Origin of the sequence: Sandaracinus amylolyticus, from assembly GCF_021631985.1 — a bacterium.
GTDB classification, from domain to species: Bacteria; Myxococcota_A; Polyangia; order Polyangiales; family Sandaracinaceae; genus Sandaracinus; species Sandaracinus amylolyticus_A.
This window is the reverse complement of sequence record NZ_CP070225.1, coordinates 6228757-6246935: the sequence shown is the minus strand read 5'-3', so window position 1 is coordinate 6246935 and position 18179 is coordinate 6228757. Positions and strand designations below refer to the sequence as shown.

The following is an 18179-nucleotide window of genomic DNA, read 5'->3' as shown; positions in this document are numbered from 1 at the left end:
GTCCGGCGCCGCGCGCGTCGAGGGCTATCGCGGCTGGAAGAGCGGAAGCGCGAAGTGGAAGGTGGAGCCTGGACCGTCGTGGCTCGACACCACGAGCGTCCCGCCGTGGCTCTCCACGATCGTCTTGCAGATGGACAATCCCATCCCCATGCCGCCGGCCTTCGTGGTGTGGAAGGCGTTGAAGATGCGGTCCTTGTCCTCGTCCGACACGCCGACGCCCATGTCGCTCACGTCGACTCGGATCCGCCCCGCCTCGAGCTGCGTCCGGAGCCGGACCTCGCGCGGGCGACCGGTGACGTCGCGCATCGCGTCCGCCGCGTTGACCACGAGGTTCACGACGACCTGCTGGAGCTGCACGCGATCGCCGAGCGCGGGCGGTAGATCCGGCGTCAGCTCCGCTCGGATCGACGCCCCCGCCGCGCGCATGCGGTCCCGCGTCAACGCGATGACCTCCGTCACGGCGTCGTTCACGTCGACTGCCACCTTCACGCCCGCGGAATTGCCGAACAGCTCGCGGATGCGCGTGACGACCTCCGCCGCGCGCTTCACGTCGCGGACGATCCGATCCGCGGCGGCCTGCACTTCGTCCATGTCGGGTCGCTCCGCGCGCAGCCACCGGAGCAGCGTGCGCGCGCTGAGGCCCAGGCCTGCCAGCGGCTGGTTGATCTCGTGGGCGACGGCGGCGGCCATCTCTCCGAGGCTCGCGACCTTGCCGATCTCGGCGAGCGCCGCGCGTGTGTCTCGCAGCGCCTCCTCTCGCTCTGCGTCGGCCGCGCGGCGATGCGCCTCGAGCAGACGATCGCGCAGCACCTTCATGCGGTGGGCGGAGCGAACCCTGGCCAGGAGATCCAGCGGGCTGAACGGCTTGCTGAGATAGTCGTCGGCACCGCGATCGAGCCCGTCCGCGGCCGCTTCGGCGCCCGCGCGCGCGGTCAGGAGAACAACGGGGATGGTCGCGAGCGCGGGGTCGGCCTTGAGTCGCCGGACGAGCTCGAAACCGTCCATCACGGGCATCATGACGTCGGACACGACGACGTCGGGCCTCTGCTCCCGGATCACCTCGTACGCGAGCTGTCCGTTCGCGACGGCGACGACCTGGAACTCCGCGCTCAACAACTGCGTGAGGTACTGCCGCAGATCGCTGCTGTCCTCGGCCACGACGACGCGCGCCGCGTCCGCCGGCGCCCGCGCAGGGGCCGGCGAGTCGGCGGGAGTGTCCACGACGAGCGCACGCGGCGTGAGATCGAGATCGCGCACCAGAGGGAGCGCGCCGCGATCGGCAGCGCGCCGCGGGATGCGCACGGCGAACGTGGCGCCTCGGCCGAGCTCGCTGTCGACGGAGACCGATCCCTGCATCGCTTCGGCGAGCCCCTTGACCAGCGAGAGCCCGAGCCCGACTCCCCCGTGCGCGCGCGCCGAGCCTCCTTCGATCTGCTCGAAGCGCCGGAACACGCGATCGTGATCGGCGGGGTCGATGCCGATGCCGGTGTCGCGCACTGCGAACACCATCGTGTCGTCGACGAGCTCTGCCGACACGGTGATCTCGCCGCCAGCGGGCGTGAACTTCAGCGCGTTCCCGAGCAGGTTGATCAGGATCTTGTCGAGCTTCGCGATGTCGACCAGCGCGACGCCGAGCGCGGGATCGAGCGTCGTCGCGCGGAGCTCGATCCCACGCGCAGCGGCCGCCGGTGCCAGGTCGAGCGCGAGCTGTCCGACGTGCCCCGCGACGTCGAGAGGTCGTGGGTCGAGCGCGAGGTGCCCGGCTTCTCGTCGGCTGAACTCGAGGATGTCCTCGGTGAGGATCCGCAGCCGCTGCGCGTTCCGATACACACTCTCGAGCGTGCCGATGACCCGCGTCGGCAGCTCCCCTCGCGCCTCGGACAACAGCGACTCGAGCGGGCTGAGGATCAGAGTGAGCGGCGTGCGCAGCTCGTGGCTCACGACCGCGAGGAAGTCCGACTTGACGCGAGCCGAGACCTCCGCGGCTTCCTTCGCCTGGAGGAGCTGTTGCTCGAGCTCTTTGCGCTCGGTGATGTCGGTGAAGATGCCGAGGATCCCGATGACCGCATTGGACTCGTCGCGCAGCGGGACCTTGCTCGTGAGGATGACGCGCCGACGGCCGTCGGCCTGGACCTGCGTCTCCTCGATGTCGAGCTCGGCCTGGCCGGACTCCATCACACGGCGATCGACGGAGCGGAAGAACTCGGCCTCTTCCCTCGTCCACGGCATCGAGAAGTCGTCTCGACCCACGATGTCGTCGGGGCTCGCGAGGCCGCCGATCCGCGCCAGCGCTGCGTTGCATCCGAGATAGACGGAGCGGACGTCCTTCCAGAACACGACGTACGGAATGTGGTCGATGATGTTCTTGAGGACCCTCGAGCTCTCGCGGTCGTGATCCCGCTTCGCGGAAGACTCGACGTGATCGCCGTGCCCGAGCGGCGTGTCCCGCGAAGCGAGTCGAGCGATCGCTTCCAGCGCCGCCGATGCCTCGATTCGACCTTCGAGCGCGGCGCGAGCGTGCTCTTCGATCCGTGTCAGCAACTCGTGAGGATCCGAAGTCATCGAATGATGGCGAGTGGGCCGCGAGTCTACCATTTGGTGCTACGGCGATCAGCGGTTTCTGGCCGCGCGTGCACCGCAGCACGACTCGTCTCGCTCCGCTCCGCGCCGCCGATCGTCGGGCCGCCTCCGATCACCCAGGCGGCGTGGGCGGCGCGTCGATGTACGGCGGCGCGTCGATGTCGGAGAGCACGAAGTACACGACGCCGGCTGCGCCCGCGAGGCCGATCAGCCCGAGGCAGCCGAGGCCCGCGACGACCCCGGCGATGATGCCGATGCGCGCGCCGCTGCCGCGAGTGGGCGAGCGCGGCGGAGGGAAGGGCGGAGGCGGCGGCTGCACCGGCATCCCCATCGTCGGCGGGATGTCCCGCGGCCCCGGTTGCTGCATTCGTGCACCCTCCCGGGGCGCATCGTACGCACGAACGTTCGTCGGCTTCCCGGCTATGGTGCGGAGATGACGACGACGTTCGACGAGCTCGCGCGCGAGGCGCTGCGCTTCCGCGACGAGCGAGAGTGGGGGCGCTTCCACACGCCGAAGAACCTCGCGATGGGGCTCGGCATCGAGGCGGGCGAGCTCGCGGAGCTCTTCTTGTGGAAGGACGACGCGGAGATCGCGGAGGCGCTGCGCGATCCCGCGTACCGCGAGAAGGTCGCGCACGAGCTGGCCGACGTGCAGGTCTACTTGCTCTTCCTCGCGCACGCGACGGGCATCGCGCTCGACGACGCGGTGCGCGCGAAGATGCAGCTCAACGCGCAGAAGTACCCGGTCGAGAAGGCGCGCGGCAACGCGAAGAAGTACGACGAGCTGTGATTCGAGCGGCCCCGCGCTACGATCACGTCATGTCGAACGCGCGACCCACGCTGACGTACCCGCTCGAGTGGGAGTACCGGGTGATCGGCGCCGACGAGGTGGAGCTCCGCTCCGCGATCGTGACCGTGATGGGCTCGCGCGCGCACAGCGTCGCGGAGCCGCGCCGCAGCCGCGAGGGCCGCTGGATCTCGCTGCACGTGGTGCTGATCGTCCACACCGAGCAGGAGCGCGACGACTTGCATCGCGAGCTCGTCGCGCATCCGGCGGTGCGGCTCGTCATGTAGCGAGGAGAGCCGGAGCTTCTGAGGAGAGCAGGAGGAGAAGGAAGACCACGGGTGCTTTGCGCGTGGTGCACCGCAACTTCGCCTGTGGTGCTCGAACGAAGAGAATTTCTGAGGAGAGCAGGAGGAGTAGGAAGACCACGGTGCTTCGTTCGTGGTGCACCGCGACTTCGCGCTCAGTGCTCCAACGAAGAAGTCTCGTCGGGATCAACGGTGCGCAGGTGAGTCGGCAGGAAGGCTCGGTGACGTGGTCTTCCTAACCCTCCTGCTTTCCTCAAGAATCTCCTCAGCTCGCGGCGAGGTGGGGCTCGAGCACGTCGACGAATGCGCGCGGGCGCTCGGTCATCACCTGATGGCCGGCGTGATCGATCACCGTGAGCGTCGCGTCCGGGATCACGCGCGCGAGCGCGGCCGCGTGGGGCACGAAGCGGGCGTCCGCGCCGCCGACGATCACGCGCGTGGGCACGTGCAGCGACGTGAGGCGCCCGCGCAGATCGGCCGCGCGCATGGTGCGAGGAAGCGCGCGATACGCGTGGGGATCGACGTCGAGCGGCGCCGCGGGGACCTGGCGGCCGCGGGTGCGGTGGTAGGCATCGGCCGCCTGACGGAGCAGCGGGAACGCGTCGATCACGCGGCTGTGCAGCGGCGGCTTCGGGAACACGTCGATGCAGCCGCCCCAGGTCGAGACCAGCGCCAGCGAGCGCACCCGATGCGGCGCGTCGAGCGCGAGCCGTAGCGCGACCTGGCCGCCCATCGAGTGCCCGACGAGATCGACGCGATCGAGCTCGAGCGCATCGAGCGCCGCGCCGAGGTCGTGGGTGAGCGCGTCGAGCGTGTACGCCTCGTCGTCGCGCAGCCACGTCGAGCGCCCGTGCCCGCGCTGCTCGATCACGATCACGCGACGCTCGTGCGCGGCGAGCGCAGGGGCGACCCACGCGAAGTCGCGTCGTGATCCGGTGTAGCCGTGGACGAGCACCAGCGCCCGCGCGCCCTCGCCGTGCTCTTCGCACGCGAGCTCGACGCCGCGGACGCGCAGATGGAACGAGCGCATGCGCTGGGCAGCGTAGGCGACGCGGTGTGGGCACGACGAGATCACGGGCCGGAGACACGCGCATTCGGACGGCCCGTGTGTACCTCCCCAGTGGCTCCGGTTGCGACTTCCCCCAATTCCCGATAGATTTACTCAGCAATGCGCGCTTTGCTGAACGAGTCCGAGACGTTGCACCTCGGCATCGAGGGCTTCTCCTGGCCCGATCTGCACCATCCGACCGGGTTGCGAGCGCTGCACGAGCGCTTCGACGCGTGGCTCGCGGAGCAGGACGGCGAGGCCCACGCGCGGCTCGAGACATGGCGTGCGGCGCCGGACGCGCTCGGCGCGAAGGACGTGTCGGCGACGATCGTCGCGGTCGCGCCCTACGTCGGTCGATTCGTCGCGCGGCTCTTCGGGGTCGAGCGCGAGGTCGACGAGCGCTCGCGATCGATCGCGCTCGAGGAGCCGGTGTTCGCGTTCCGCAAGGCGGTGCTCAAGAAGCGGGTGATCGACGCGAAGACCACGCCCGCGTGGAGCAGTGCGCTCGAGACCGCGCACGCGATCGCGTCGGCAGCGCGCACGACGTTCGCCGCCGACGACCAGGACGAAGAGCGCGCGATCGCGATCGCGGGGCTGCGGGTGCACGCGATCGACGACACCGCGCGCAAGGTCGCGCGCGGCGGTGGCGCGAGCTGGACCGACGCGCTGCGCGAGGACGCGTCGCGGCTGCGGGCGTCGGTCGCCCTCGCCGACGACGTGAGCGCGCTCGACGATGGAGCGCTCGCGGCGCGGGTGATCGATGCGATCGTCGTGTCGATCCACGCGCGTCGCGCCGATGCCGCCGATCCGGTGTCGCGCTGGCCCTCGCTGCGCGCGCGCCACGAGCTGCACCACGAGAAGCTCGTCGAGCTGCGGGTGCCCAAGGATGCGCGCGCGCCGGGCGAGCTCGAGGGGCCGCGCGATCATCGTCGCGAGCGGGTCGAGCCGTTCGCGCTCACCGATCATCGCGGCTCGCCGCGTGCGATCGCGACCGAGGTCGATCTCTGCCTCGACTGCCACGCGCGCGAGAAGGACTCGTGCAGCAAGGGCCTCAAGGACAAGAGCGGCGCGCTCAAGAAGAACCCCATCGGCGTCGAGCTGCCGGGCTGTCCGCTGCACGAGCCGATCGGCGAGATGAACGAGCTGCGCCGCGGCGGAGAGGTGATCGGCGCGCTCGCGGCGGTGACGATCGCGAACCCGATGTGCCCCGGCACCGGTCACCGCATCTGCAACGACTGCATGAAGGCGTGCGTCTTCCAGACCTCGGAGCCGGTGAACATCCCGGAGATCGAGACGCGCGTCCTCGAGGACGTGCTGCGTCTGCCCTGGGGCTTCGAGATCTGGTCGCTGCTGACGCGCTGGAACCCGCTCCAGGTCACGCGCCCGTACCCCCGCGCGAACATCGGGAAGAACGTGCTCGTCGTCGGGCTCGGGCCCGCGGGCTACACGCTCTGCCATCACCTCGTGAACGAGGGGTTCGGGGTCGTCGCGATCGACGGGCTGAAGCTCGAGCCGCTGCCGCCCGAGCTGGTGGGATCGAGCGAGCGTCCGCCGGTGCCGGTGCGCGACGTGGACGCGCTGCGCGCGCCGCTCGAGGAGCGCGTGATCGGCGGCTTCGGCGGCGTGAGCGAGTACGGCATCACGGTGCGCTGGGACAAGTCGTTCCTCGCGCTGCTGCACCTGAACCTCGCGCGTCGCGCGACGTTCCGCGCGTATGGCGGCGTGCGCTTCGGCGGGACGATCACGCTCGAGGACGCGTGGTCGCTCGGCTTCGATCACGTCGCGATCGCGGCGGGCGCGGGCAAGCCGACGATGATCGACGTGCCCAACGGGCTCGCGCGCGGCGTGCGCCAGGCGAGCGACTTCCTGATGGGCTTGCAGCTCGGCGGCGCGTTCAAGCGCGACTCGCTCGCGCAGCTCCAGGTGCGCCTGCCCGCGGTCGTGATCGGCGGCGGTCTGACCGCGATCGACGCGGCGACCGAGCTGCTCGCGTACTACGTGGTGCAGGTCGAGAAGACGCTGGAGCGCGTCGAGGCGATGGCGCGCGGGCGCTCGATCGACGCAGTGCTGGCGCGGCTCGACGAGGAAGAGCGCGAGGTGGTGCGCGAGCACCTCGAGCACGCGCGCGCGCTTCGTGAAGAGCGCGCGGCGGCGGCGCGCGAGCTGCGTGCGCCGCGCATCCAGGCGCTGCTCGATGGGTGGGGCGGGGTGCGGCTCGCGTACCGTCGTCGCCTCGCGGACTCGCCGGCGTACCGCCTGAACCACGAAGAGGTCGCGAAGTCGCTCGAGGAGGGCGTGCGCTACCTCGAGCTCCTCGCGCCTGCGGAGGTGCACGTCGATCGCTTCGGCGCGGCGGAGGCGATCAGCTTCGAGCGCCAGGAGATCGCGGAGGGCGGCGCGCTGCGTGGGACCGGCGAGCGCGTGAAGGTGCCGGCGCGCACGATCCTGGTCGCGGCGGGCACGCGCCCGAACGTGACCTACGAGCGCGAGCACCCCGGCACGTTCGCGATCGATCGCCGCGGGTTCTTCGCGAGCCACGACGCGCGGGTGGGCGAGGACGGAGCGATCACGCTGGTGCCCGCGCCGAGCGGCGAGGGCTTCTTCACGAGCCATGCGAAGGACGGGCGCGTCGTCAGCTACTACGGCGACAACCACCCGAAGTACGCGGGCAGCGTCGTGAAGGCGATGGCGAGCGCGAAGGACGGGCACGTGCACGTCTCGCGTCTCTTCGCGCGCGAGATCGCGGCGCTCGATCCCGCGCACCAGAGCACGCGCGACGCGTCGTGGAGCGCGCTCGTCGCGACGCTCGACGACGAGCTGCTCGCGCGGGTGCACGAGACGAAGCGGCTCGCGCCCGGCATCGTCGAGGTCGTGGTGCACGCGCCGCGCGCGGCCCGCGCGTTCCGGCCCGGGCAGTTCTATCGACTGCAGGGCCTCGAGAGCCTGGCGTCGCGCGCGCAAGGCACGTCACTCGTCACCGAGGGCCTCGCGCTCACCGGTGCACGCACCGATCTCGAGCGCGGCCTGGTCTCGGTGATCGTGCTCGAGATGGGCGCGTCGTCGAAGCTCTGCGAGCGCATGCGTCCCGGCGATCCGATCGTGCTGATGGGCCCGACCGGCGCGCCCACCGAGATCGGGCACGGCGAGAACGTGCTCCTGCTCGGCGGCGGGCTCGGCAACGCGGTGCTCTTCTCGATCGGTCGCGCGCTGCGCGAGGCGGGATCGCGCGTGCTGTACTTCGCGGGCTATCGCGACAGCGCGCAGCTCTTCGAGCAGGACGAGATCGAGGCGAGCTCGGATCAGGTCATCTGGGCGAACGACACCGGCGCGTCGATCGCGCCGCGCCGCCCGCAGGACGGGCAGTTCCGCGGGAACATCGTGCAGGCGATGCAGGCCTACGAGCGCGGTGAGCTCGGCGAGCGCGTGTTCTCGCTCGGCGAGGTCGATCGTGTGCTCGCGATCGGCTCCGACGGGATGATGCGCGCGGTGCGCGATGCGCGGCAGGGACCGCTCGTGCAGCTCGGCCGCGCGAAGGTCGCGCTCGGCAGCATCAACTCGCCGATGCAGTGCATGATGAAAGAGATCTGCGGGCAGTGCCTGCAGCGGCGCGTGGACCCGGCGACCGGCAAGGAGCGCTTCGTGTACACGTGCTACGAGCAGGATCAGCCGCTCGACGAGGTCGACTTCGACTTCCTGCGGCAGCGACTGCGCCAGAGCTCGGCGCACGAGAAGCTCGCGGACGCGTGGCTCGCGCACGTGCTCGCGAGCGAGAGCGTCGCGCAAGCTGCGGAGTGATCACCGCGCGAGCAGCGTGGTGATCGCACCGAGCGCCGCGCCCGCGACGAGCCACAGCAAGACGCTCATGCGTCGTGGCATCGCGAGCGGGAAGCGCACCTCCATCACGCGTCCGGACTCGGCGTCGACGAGCAGCACGCCGTCGACGTCGAACGCGAGCCGGTACTCGAGGAGCTGGCGGCGCGTCGGCGCGTGATCGAGGCGCGGTGCGAGCGCGCCGGTCTTCACCTCGGCGACGCAGCGACGCGCGCCGCGCCGCACCAGCAGATCGCAGCGCACGTTCGCTTCGGTGGGCGCGCCGTCGACCTCGAAGCGCAGCGTGCGCGCGACCTGTCGTGCCTCGACGACCCATCCGGCGCGCGCGAGCAGTCGCTCGGCATCGCGCTCTCCGCGCCGAGCGCGCAGCTGCCGCGATCGCGCGCGGAGGCGACGCCATGCGCGCGCGATCCACGTCGTGACCGCGATCGACGCGAGCACCAGCGCGAGGGCCATCCACGACGTGCGATCCGCGCTCACCGTGCGATCCGCGCGCGCCCCACCGTGCACGTCAAGAAAACGACACGAGGGCCGCACCAGGTGGTGCGACCCTCGCGCGGCTCCCTCCCGGCGGCGCTCGCGCGCGCCGTGCCTCGCTCGGGACCGGCTCGCCCGCCGATTCCTACCGTCGCTCGCGTCGCGGGCTCAATAGACCTCGAAGCCGAGACCCCCGAGCACTGCGATCGACGCCTCGTCGTCGGAGAACCAGGTCGGATGGATGCGCGCCTCGATCACGAAGCCCTCGCGCGAGCCGGGACCGTAGTCGCCGAGCACGAGCGCGAGGCGACCGTCGAGGCCGAAGAAGACGTCGCTGTTCGCACACTCGAGCTCGTCCTGGATGTCCTCTTCACAGCCCCAGATGAAGTCGACCGAGGGGCCCACGCCGATCTGGAACATGTTGCCGAGCGTCAGCTCCGCCATCGCGGTGTTCCACATCAATCCCGCGATCTCGTCGCGACCGGGATCGCGATCGATGATCGAGCCGATCATGCCGGTGGGCTGGTAGTAGACCGCGAAGATGTCGCCGATCTGCACGCCCAGACGGAGCGCGGCGCCGCCCATGCCGAGGTCGGGGCCCGACTCCCACTGCCCGCCACCGAGCCCGCTGATGCCGAAGCGGAAGCGCACGAAGTCGTGGGGCTCTTCCACGACGACCGGCTCGTAGTAGTAGTTCTGCTCGACCTCGACCTCTTGCGCGGCCGCGGGAGCCGTCGCCGCCAGGCCGAGGGCGAGCGCGGCGATCGACATCCACGATCGATGTTGCATCTGCGTCTCTCCTCTGCGTGATGGCGAGGTCGAGCATCGACCTCGCGCGGACGTGAGAAGAGCAATTCGCTTGCCGTGCTCGGCTCGTGGCGAGGCGTGGCGTCGCTGCGACGTGCGCGCGAAACGCGAACGCGCCCGCCCCACGAGGAGCGAGCGCGTCGCGTGTTCGCCGTGCGCTCTGCCGAGCGCGCGCGATGCGATCAGGTGCTCTCGACCTGCAGCGCGAGCGGGCAGCGGCCCTCGCGCAGCATCGTCGCGTCCTCGCGCAGCTCGCTGCGGAGATCGCGGACCTGCGTCGAGTCGTCGAGGCGCACCTCGAGGCGCGCACCGCGCGGGATCTCGACGACGCGCACCTCGCTCGCCTGGTGGATCAGCGCGCTCGGATCGGCGAACTGCTCCTGCTCGGTGCCGGCCTGCGCGGTCATCCCGGCGTGGCCCTCGTGCTCACCCATGCCCGCGCTGCCGCTCACGCCACCCGGGCCGACGTCCGCCTGCGCGCTCGCGCCCGGCTGGGTCGTCTCCGCCGCCCCGGTCGCGCCCGGCTGCATCTGCTCGTGATGACGACGATGCATGTCGGCGAACGTGTTGAGACGATCACGGAGCTCGGTGACGTTCTCCTCGTTGCGCACCGTGAAGACGAGCGCGCCACCGCGCGGGATCGTCGAGACGCGCACGTTGAGGCCCTCGATGTCGGCGGGGCAGACGTTGGCCTGCGCCATCGGCTCGGGCTCCATGCCCGGCTCCTGCGCCATGCCGGGCTGCTGCTCCATGCCGGGCTCCTGCATCGCGCCCGACTGCGCCATGCCGGGCTCCTGCATCGAGCCGCTGACGCCCTCGGTGCCGATCTCACCGCTCGCGCCGATGTCGCCGGTCGTGCCGGCGCGCATGCCGCTCTCGTCGATCGAGCCACTCACACCTGCGCCGGTGCCCATGCCCTCGGCGCCGACCGAGCCCGACGCGCCGGTGCCGCTCGACTGCATCTCGCGGGTGACCGCGGGATCGACACCGTAGGCATCGCTCTGCGCAGCGGAGTACTCGTCCTCGAGAGTGCGGCGCGTCTCGCCGGTCGCGACCGCTTCGCCTCCGATGCTCTCGCTCTCGAGATCGGCACGCGACGTCTCGGTTCCCTCACCACCGCACGCCGCGGCGACCAGCCACACGCCGGCTGCTGCGGCGCCCTTCCAGCTACGCATGCTTTGTCCTCCGTCTGCTTGTCTCTCGTCGCGACCGCGCGTCCAATCGCGCGCCGGCGAGCCGCGCTCGATTCAGCAGCGTGCGTGCCACCTCCCTGCGTGACGGCGTGGCGTGATGTCGCGGCGCGCGCCTGCGACGCAGCGCACGCCCCCCTGCTTCCGCGCCGACACCGAGCGCTGTTAGCGTCCCGCGCGGGGGTGAGAGCGATGTCGGGTCCGAACGATCGAGACGACGAGACCAAGCAGACACGGCGCGAATTCCTCGGCGCGGCGGTGGTCGCGGCGGTGGGCCTCGGCACCGGCTGCGGCGGTGGATCGACGAGCGAGGATCCAGACGGCGGCGTGCTGGCGCGCGACGCGCGCATCCAGGACGACGACGCGGCGACCGCGATCGACGCGGGCCCGCCCGACAGCGGCGTCGCGCCGGTCGAGCCGCCCGACGACCTGCCCGAGGCCGCGACCACGATCTTCCCGCTCGGCGTCGCGAGCGGCGATGCGACCACCACGCGCGCGATCTTCTGGACGCGTTACACCGGCGATCGCGCGCTCGAGCTGGTCGTCTGGGAGATGGACGAGAACCGCTACGCGCGCACCGTGCACGCCGCGGAGGTCACGCCGGGCGAGCACGGCGTCGTGAGCGTCGATGTGGAGGCGCTCACCCCGGGTGCGCGTCACCGCTACGTCTTCTTCGAGATCGAGGCCGGCGAGCGTGTGGCGCGCAGTCCCATCGGGCGCATGCGCGCGGCGCCGGCGGGGGACGTGGCAGACGTGCTGCGCATCGGCGCGTGCTCGTGCACGTCGAACTCACGCGAAGTCGCCACGCTCGCGCATGCGGCGTCGCGCGAGGATCTCGACGTCTTCCTCTATCTCGGCGACACGACCTACAACGACGGCGCGCGCTCGCTCGCGCAGTATCGCGACAAGTGGGGCGAGAGCCTGTCGCGCGCGGGGTATCGCGCGATCCGCGGCGCCACGAGCGGCCTGTCGACGTGGGACGACCACGAGTTCGACAACGACTGGAACCCCGAGACGTTCGACGCCGCGCAGCTCGCCGCGGCGAAGCAGACGTTCTTCGAGCACCAGCCGGTGCGGCGCGACGAGAGCGCGCCCGATCGCGTGTGGAAGTCGATGCGCTGGGGGCGCACCGCGGAGATCTTCGTGCTCGACTGCCGCAGCGAGCGGAAGCCATCGACGCGCCGCGACGAGGACGCCGAGTACCTCTCGCGCGCGCAGATGGACTGGCTCAAGGCCGGCCTCGCGGCGAGCGACGCGGTGTTCAAGATCCTCGTGAATTCCGTGCCGATCGCGAACTTCCCGACGCTCTTCGACGCGGCCTCGAACGATCGCTGGGAGGGCTATGCCGCGCAGCGCGACGAGATCCTCGGCTTCATCGACGACGAGGCGATCACCGGCGTGCTCTGGGTCGCGGGCGACTTCCACCTCGCGAGCGCGCAGCGCGTGTCGCCCTCGGGCCTCGGGAGCTCGCAGATCGAGATCCTCGCCGGCCCGGGCGCGCAGTCGGGCAATCCGCTCGCCGGGATCCTCGGCGGCGATCAGTTCGACTTCCAGAGCACGACGAACAACTACGTCGTGATCGATCTCGACCCCGAGACCACCCGTGCGCGCGTGTGGTGGTACGACGCCTCGGGGTCGGCGATCGAGACCATCGAATACCCGCTCGGGTGATGGCGCATCACGGATCGCCCGCGTGATCTGCGGGGGTGCTAGCCTCGTCTCGCGATGTTGCTGGCCGAGAAGATCCGCGCGCTCCGTGAGGCTGCTTGGGCGACCCCCGAAGAGCTCCGCGGGTTCGTGGCGGCCGCGGCGCCCGCGCCCGCGCCCGAGGTCGAGCGACTGCTCGCGGTGCTCTCCGAGCCCGGCCTCGCGGCGCAGGGGCCGCGTCACGTCAATCGCTGCTCGGCGTTCAAGGCGATCGCCTTCGCGTCGGTCGAGCCCGCGCTGTTCGCACCCCTCGCGCGCGCCCTGCGCAGCGCCGATCCCGTCGCGCGTCGCGCCATCGCGGCCGTGCTCCCCCGCGTCAACGACGTCGAGGCGCACCGCGTGTTGTGCGAGGTGCTCGGCGATCCCGATCCCGATGCGCGCGCCCACGCGGCGGCGGTGCTCGAGCAGGTCGGTGGTCCCTCGGCGCTGAGTGCGCTGCAGCGCCTGGTCGCGCAGCGCGAGTTCGCGGGCCGCGAAGAGGCGATGCAGGTGATGGTGCCGAAGGCGCGTCACCGCGCGATCCCGCTGATCGGCGCGGTGCTCGAGCACGGCACGCGTCGCGAGCAGGTCGTCGCGCTGCGTTATCTCGGCGATCCGGCGCTGGTGGGCGGGCGCGTCGACGAGGTGGTCGCGCACCTGCGCCGCGCGCTCGTGGTGCGCGATGCGGCGGTGCTCGCGGAGGTGCTCGCCGCGCTCGGGAACGTGCTGCCCGAGGAGAGCATCCTCGACGAGATCGAGGCGCGCGTCTCCGCGCCCGATGCCGATCCGGTGCTGATCGACGCGCTCGGCGGAATGCGCTCGGCGCGCACCGCGGCGCTCCTCGCGGGACGCTCGCGCACCGGCAGCGCGGCGCAGCGGCTCGCGGCGGTCCGCGCGCTGCGTCGCATGGCGATCCCCGAGGTGGTCCCGCACCTCGTCGAGATCGCGCACGGCGGTGATCCCTCGCTGCGGCGCGCGGCGATGGAGTCGCTGATCGCGCTCGCGGAGGAGCGGAAGGTCGACCTCGCGCGCATCCTCGTCGCGCTCCTCGGGCACGCCGATCCCGAGGCGCGCCGCACCGCGGTCGCGCTCGCGAAGAACATCGAGTCGGGCGCGATCGATCTCGCCGGGCGCCTCCTCGATCTCCTGCGCAACGAGGACTGGTTCGTCCGCGAGCGCGTGCTCGACTCGCTGATCGAGCTGCGCTTCCCCGAGCTCGCGCCCGCGATCGTGCAGCTGCTCGACGATCCCTCGCCGGTGATCCGGCGCTACGCGGTCTACGGGCTGCTGCGGCTGCGCGATCCCGAGACGCTCGGCGCGATGTTGCTCGTCGCGGTGCGCGACGACGACTGGTGGGTGCGCGAGCAGGCGGTGCTCGCGGTCGCCGAGCTCGCCGATGCACGCGCGATCCCCTACCTCGCGGCGCTGGCGCGCGAGCGCGACGATCTGCGCGTCGCTGCGCTCGAGGCGCTCGGTCTGCTCGAGGCCGACGATGCGATCGTCGAGCTCGGCGAGCTGGTGGGCGATCCCGACGCGACCGTGCGCTCGACGATGCTCGAGCTGCTCGACCGCGCGCGGAACGGCGCGCGCGCCGCGTTCTACGTGCAGGCGTGCGTGGGCGACCCGATCCCCGCGATCGCGAAGCGTGCGCGCGAGCTGCTCGCGAAGTGGAAGGTCTCTCCAGATCGCGACGCGGCGGCGGCGGTCGGCGTGCTCGATCGACTGCTCGTCGCGGCCGCGCGGCAGGACGCGGACGACGTGCTGCTCCACGCGGGGCGTCCTCCCCACGCGAAGCGCCACGGCGCGGTCTTCCCGCTCGCCCGCGCCGAGATCACCGGGGACGAGCTCGCGGTGATGCTCATCCCGCTGCTCACGCCGCGGCAGACCGAGCAGTTCGATCGCGGCGAGGACGTCGACTTCTCCTACGAGGTGAAGGGCTTCGATCTCCGCTTCCGCGTGAACCTCTTCCGACAGTCGAGCGGCCTCGCCGCGGTGCTGCGTCGCATCGCGGGCACGGTGCCCGAGCTCGACACGCTGGGGCTCCCCGCGATCGTGAAGAGCTTCGCCGACTTCCCGCACGGTCTCGTGCTGGTCGGCGGTCCGACCGGCTCGGGCAAGTCGACCACGCTCGCCGCGCTGATCGACGCGATCAACCGCAGCGAGCCGCGCCACATCGTGACCATCGAAGATCCGATCGAGGTGCAGCACCCGTCGCGATCGAGCGTCGTGAACCAGCGCGAGGTCGGCGCGCACACCGCGTCGTTCGCCGACGCGCTGCGCAGCATCCTGCGTCAGGATCCCGACGTCATCCTGGTCGGCGAGCTCCGCGACGTGACGACGATGGAGTTCGCGCTGCAGGCCGCGGAGACCGGGCACCTCGTGTTCGCGACGGTGCACACCGTGTCGGCGGCGGCGAGCATCGATCGCCTCGTGCACGCGTTCCCGGGCAAACAGCAGGGCGTGGTGCGCTCGATGATCGCCGACAGCCTCCGCGCGGTGTGCTGCCAGCAGCTCCTGCGGCGCATCGACGGGCAGCCGGGGCGCGTGCTCGCGTGCGACGTGCTGATCGCGAACGACGCGGTCTCGAACCTCGTGCGCAAGGACAAGTGCTTCCAGCTCCCGAGCATCATGGCGACGAGCCGCGAGCTCGGGATGTGCTCGATGGACGACGAGCTCGGGCGCCTCGTCACCCAGCGCATCGTCGCGCCCGACGAGGCGCTCTCGAAGGCCAACGATCGCCCCGCGTTCGCGAGCATGCTCGCCGCGAACGGGTTCCTCGACGCCGAGGAAGCGCGCAGCGTGCGCGGCGCGTCGATCGCGCCCGGCGCAGGCCCGACGGCCTCGGGCTCGCGCGCGCGACCGAGCCTCTCGCCCGCGATGCCGAGCGTCGCGCCCCCGGGCGGGCCGCCGCGGAGGATCGGCTGATGCCGCGCATCGACACGTTCCTGCGCATCGCCGCGGATCAGCGCGCCAGCGACGTGCACTTCCACGCCGGCAAGGTCCCCGCGATCCGCCACCTCGGCGACATCGTGCGGCTGCCCTATCGCCGCCTCGGCGCGCACGACACGCGCGCGTTCCTCGACGAGATCCTCTCGCCCGCGCAGAAGGAGCAGCTCGAGCGCGATCAGCAGATCGACTTCATGTACGAGGTCGACGGGCTCGCGCGCTTCCGCGCGTGCGTCTACGAGCAGTCCGATGGACCGGGCGCGGTGTTCCGCGTCGTGCCCGATCGCGTGCCGAGCGTCGAAGAGATCCGCGTGCCGCACTCGGTGCAGCAGCTCGTCACCGCGTCGAACGGGCTGGTGCTCGTCACCGGCCCCACGGGGTCGGGCAAGAGCACGACGGTCGCGGCGCTGATCGATCGTGTGAACCGCATGCAGGAGCGGCACGTGCTGACGATCGAAGATCCGATCGAGTACGTGCACAAGTCGCAGCGCTCGGTGATCACCCAGCGCGAGGTGGGTCGCGACGCGTCGAGCTTCGGATCGGCGCTGCGCAGCGCGCTGCGCGAGGCGCCGGACGTGCTGCTCGTCGGCGAGGTGCGCGACTACGACACCGTGAAGATGCTGCTCGGCGCGGCGGAAGCGGGCGTGCTCGTGATCGCGACGTTGCACACGGGATCGGCGGCGAAGGCCGTCGATCGTCTGGTCGGCGCGTGCCCGGGCGACGTGCAGGATCAGGTGCGGATCACGCTCTCGCTGACGCTGCGCGGCGTGGTCGCGCAGCGCCTGTGCAAGCTCGCGACGCGCAACGGACGTGTCGCCGCGATGGAGGTGCTGCTGCCTTCGCACGCGGTCTCGCACCTCGTGCGCGAGAACAAGCTGCACCAGATCGATGCGTACCTGCGCAGCGGCGAGCAGCTCGCGAGCGGCACGCGCAGCCTCGAGCACGCGCTCGCCGAGCTGGTGCTGAGCGGCGAGGTCGAAGAGCGCGAGGCGCTCCTGCACGCGAACGACCCCGCGGTGCTGAAGGAGATCGTCAGCAAGGGAGCGGTGCCGTGAGCGGCGAGCGCGTCCGAGAAATTCGCCTGCAGACCGCGCGCGAGCTCGAGCAGCGCGGCTTCGCCGACAAGGCGATCGATCAGTACAAGCGCGCGGGCGCGCCCGGCGAGGCGGTGCGTCTGCTCGTCGGCGCGGAGCGCTACGTCGAGGCGGGCACGCTGATGCTCGAGACGCTCGGCGTGACCGCGGACGACGCGGGGCGTCTCGAGGGACGCTCGCGCGCGGCCGCCGAGAAGGCCGCGCGCTGCTTCGAGCTCGGCGGTGACGCGGAGACCGCGGCGCGAGTGCGGCGCGCGCTCGGTGCGCCCGAGGGCGCGGCCCAGGCCGCGCGTCCTTCGATCGCGCCCGACGTGCTGCCGCAGACCGAGCCGGTGCCGAGCATCGCGCCGCCTCCGGGATCGGCTCCGCCCGTCGCGTCGCGGAAGCCGACCGTGTCGTCGCCCTCGCCGTCGTCGCCGGGCATGAAGGTGCCGGAGAGCGCGCCGCCGGTCGCGTCGCCTTCGCCGTCGATGGTCGGCATCCCGGCCGCGTCGCGCTCCGTCGCGCCTTCGTCGGCGGGCACCGCGCCGCGCCCGAGCACGCCCGCGCCCGCGTCGCAGCCGCGCGCGGCGAGCATCACGCCGTCGGCATCACGCGCGCCGGGCTCGGCGGACAAGTGGGGACGCGCATCGGGATGGCGCGGCGGCGCGCAGGGCTCGGGCGCGACCGACGAGATGATCCGCCAGCTGCTCGAGCAGGGGAAGAAGAACGCCGCGGCGCGCGTGGCGTGGGACTCGGGGCGGCTCGAGGACGCGGCGCAGTGGTTCGCGGAGTCGGGCCTCGACTACGAGTCGGGCGCCGTGCTCTACGACCTCGGTCGCTATCCCGAGGCGATGGACGCGCTGCTGCGCGTGTCGCCGGAGCACAAGCGCCATCGCGTCGCGTGCACGAAGCTCGTCGACGTCGCGAGCAAGCTCGGCCGCTTCGACTTCGAGCTCGACCGCGTGCTCACCCAGTTCGCGAAGGCGCCGCCGCTCGAGGCGACCGAGGTGCCGACGTACCTCACGCTGGCCGAGCTCTACGCGCGCAACGGGTTCGCCGACGGCGCGCGCCGCGTGCTCGAGCAGGTGCTGAGCTTCGACGCGTCGCACGAGCAAGCGCGTGCGGCGCTCGACGCGCTGCCGCCGCTTGCGCAGCCGAAGCGCGGCACGAGCATCCCGCCCGCGCGCCTGCCGGCGCGCGCGATCGTCGCGCCGGGCACGCGCGCGCTGCCTCCGCTGCCGACGCTCGAAGCGTTCGTCGCAGAGGCGAAGAAGCACGCCCCTCGCCGCGAGAGCCGCTGAGGAGGAATAGGAGAGATTCCGCTGAGGAGAGCAGGAAAGCAGGAGAGTGGGAGATTCGAGCACATCGTGTTTCGACGAGATGCTCCCTGAATCGTCGTCCCAGGCGCTGAATCGCGAAACACGATGCGATCGTGTTTCGTGCTCC

Annotated in this window: 13 protein-coding genes; 7 read left to right on the top strand and 6 right to left on the bottom strand. The window is 71.5% G+C overall.

Annotated features, from left to right (window positions below):
* Positions 1 to 24 precede the first annotated feature (24 nt).
* Together I5071_RS26435 and I5071_RS26430 are read right to left on the bottom strand one after the other, a co-directional pair.
* Positions 25 to 2541 carry an ATP-binding protein gene (locus tag I5071_RS26435; protein WP_236515619.1) on the bottom strand — a complete coding sequence of 839 codons (2517 nt, stop codon included), beginning with the start codon at positions 2539 to 2541 and terminating at the stop codon, positions 25 to 27.
* Between the two features lie 151 nt (positions 2542 to 2692).
* The gene (locus I5071_RS26430) at positions 2693 to 2947 is read right to left on the bottom strand and encodes a hypothetical protein (protein WP_236515618.1); all 255 of its coding nucleotides are present in this window, start codon (positions 2945 to 2947) and stop codon (positions 2693 to 2695) included.
* A gap of 66 nt (positions 2948 to 3013) precedes the next feature.
* On the opposite strand from I5071_RS26430, the gene I5071_RS26425 reads away from it, so the two are divergent.
* Positions 3014 to 3370, top strand: coding sequence for a nucleotide pyrophosphohydrolase (locus I5071_RS26425; protein WP_236515617.1), 357 nt, complete (start codon positions 3014 to 3016; stop codon positions 3368 to 3370).
* Positions 3371 to 3399: 29 nt separating this feature from the next.
* Positions 3400 to 3654 (top strand): YbeD family protein, encoded by a 255-nt coding sequence (locus I5071_RS26420; protein ID WP_236515616.1) that lies wholly within the window; start codon positions 3400 to 3402, stop codon positions 3652 to 3654.
* Between the two features lie 283 nt (positions 3655 to 3937).
* Here the strand turns inward: I5071_RS26420 and I5071_RS26415 are convergent, their stop codons facing one another.
* Positions 3938 to 4702, bottom strand: coding sequence for an alpha/beta fold hydrolase (locus I5071_RS26415; protein ID WP_236515615.1), 765 nt, complete (start codon positions 4700 to 4702; stop codon positions 3938 to 3940).
* A gap of 138 nt (positions 4703 to 4840) precedes the next feature.
* On the opposite strand from I5071_RS26415, the gene I5071_RS26410 reads away from it, so the two are divergent.
* Positions 4841 to 8515, top strand: coding sequence for an FAD-dependent oxidoreductase (locus I5071_RS26410; protein WP_236515614.1), 3675 nt, complete (start codon positions 4841 to 4843; stop codon positions 8513 to 8515).
* Here I5071_RS26410 and I5071_RS26405 read toward each other — a convergent pair whose 3' ends face one another.
* The 3 genes from I5071_RS26405 to I5071_RS26395 all read right to left on the bottom strand — a co-directional run bounded on the left by I5071_RS26405 (position 8516) and on the right by I5071_RS26395 (position 11010).
* Positions 8516 to 9031: a hypothetical protein gene (locus I5071_RS26405; protein WP_236515613.1), complete on the bottom strand. Its 516-nt coding sequence runs from the start codon at positions 9029 to 9031 to the stop codon at positions 8516 to 8518. It lies immediately after the preceding gene.
* Between the two features lie 165 nt (positions 9032 to 9196).
* On the bottom strand, positions 9197 to 9817 hold the full coding sequence (locus I5071_RS26400) for a hypothetical protein (RefSeq protein ID WP_236515612.1): 621 nt from the start codon (positions 9815 to 9817) through the stop codon (positions 9197 to 9199).
* Between the two features lie 200 nt (positions 9818 to 10017).
* Positions 10018 to 11010 carry a hypothetical protein gene (locus tag I5071_RS26395; protein ID WP_236515611.1) on the bottom strand — a complete coding sequence of 331 codons (993 nt, stop codon included), beginning with the start codon at positions 11008 to 11010 and terminating at the stop codon, positions 10018 to 10020.
* A gap of 207 nt (positions 11011 to 11217) precedes the next feature.
* Here I5071_RS26395 and I5071_RS26390 point away from each other — a divergent pair, with 207 nt between their 5' ends.
* The 4 genes from I5071_RS26390 to I5071_RS26375 are packed head-to-tail and all read left to right on the top strand — an operon-like array spanning position 11218 to position 18034.
* Complete coding sequence (locus tag I5071_RS26390; protein ID WP_236515610.1) at positions 11218 to 12696, top strand: alkaline phosphatase D family protein; 1479 nt, start codon at positions 11218 to 11220, stop codon at positions 12694 to 12696.
* Positions 12697 to 12750: 54 nt separating this feature from the next.
* The gene (locus I5071_RS26385) at positions 12751 to 15636 is read left to right on the top strand and encodes a PilT/PilU family type 4a pilus ATPase (protein ID WP_236515609.1); all 2886 of its coding nucleotides are present in this window, start codon (positions 12751 to 12753) and stop codon (positions 15634 to 15636) included.
* Positions 15636 to 16712 (top strand): type IV pilus twitching motility protein PilT, encoded by a 1077-nt coding sequence (locus I5071_RS26380; RefSeq protein ID WP_236515608.1) that lies wholly within the window; start codon positions 15636 to 15638, stop codon positions 16710 to 16712. The genes I5071_RS26385 and I5071_RS26380 overlap by 1 nt, the downstream gene beginning before the upstream one ends.
* Positions 16709 to 18034 carry a tetratricopeptide repeat protein gene (locus I5071_RS26375; protein WP_236515607.1) on the top strand — a complete coding sequence of 442 codons (1326 nt, stop codon included), beginning with the start codon at positions 16709 to 16711 and terminating at the stop codon, positions 18032 to 18034. The genes I5071_RS26380 and I5071_RS26375 overlap by 4 nt, the downstream gene beginning before the upstream one ends.
* Positions 18035 to 18179: the final 145 nt, after the last annotated feature.

What these genes read in the sequence shown, in the direction of transcription:
- I5071_RS26430 (WP_236515618.1), bottom strand. Translation starts at nt 2,947, where the DNA reads ATGCAGCAACCGGGGCCGCGGGACATCCCGCCGACGATGGGGATGCCG.
- I5071_RS26425 (WP_236515617.1), top strand. Translation starts at nt 3,014, where the DNA reads ATGACGACGACGTTCGACGAGCTCGCGCGCGAGGCGCTGCGCTTCCGC.
- I5071_RS26420 (WP_236515616.1), top strand. Translation starts at nt 3,400, where the DNA reads ATGTCGAACGCGCGACCCACGCTGACGTACCCGCTCGAGTGGGAGTAC.
- I5071_RS26415 (WP_236515615.1), bottom strand. Translation starts at nt 4,702, where the DNA reads ATGCGCTCGTTCCATCTGCGCGTCCGCGGCGTCGAGCTCGCGTGCGAA.
- I5071_RS26410 (WP_236515614.1), top strand. Translation starts at nt 4,841, where the DNA reads ATGCGCGCTTTGCTGAACGAGTCCGAGACGTTGCACCTCGGCATCGAG.
- I5071_RS26400 (WP_236515612.1), bottom strand. Translation starts at nt 9,817, where the DNA reads ATGCAACATCGATCGTGGATGTCGATCGCCGCGCTCGCCCTCGGCCTG.
- I5071_RS26395 (WP_236515611.1), bottom strand. Translation starts at nt 11,010, where the DNA reads ATGCGTAGCTGGAAGGGCGCCGCAGCAGCCGGCGTGTGGCTGGTCGCC.
- I5071_RS26390 (WP_236515610.1), top strand. Translation starts at nt 11,218, where the DNA reads ATGTCGGGTCCGAACGATCGAGACGACGAGACCAAGCAGACACGGCGC.
- I5071_RS26385 (WP_236515609.1), top strand. Translation starts at nt 12,751, where the DNA reads ATGTTGCTGGCCGAGAAGATCCGCGCGCTCCGTGAGGCTGCTTGGGCG.
- I5071_RS26380 (WP_236515608.1), top strand. Translation starts at nt 15,636, where the DNA reads ATGCCGCGCATCGACACGTTCCTGCGCATCGCCGCGGATCAGCGCGCC.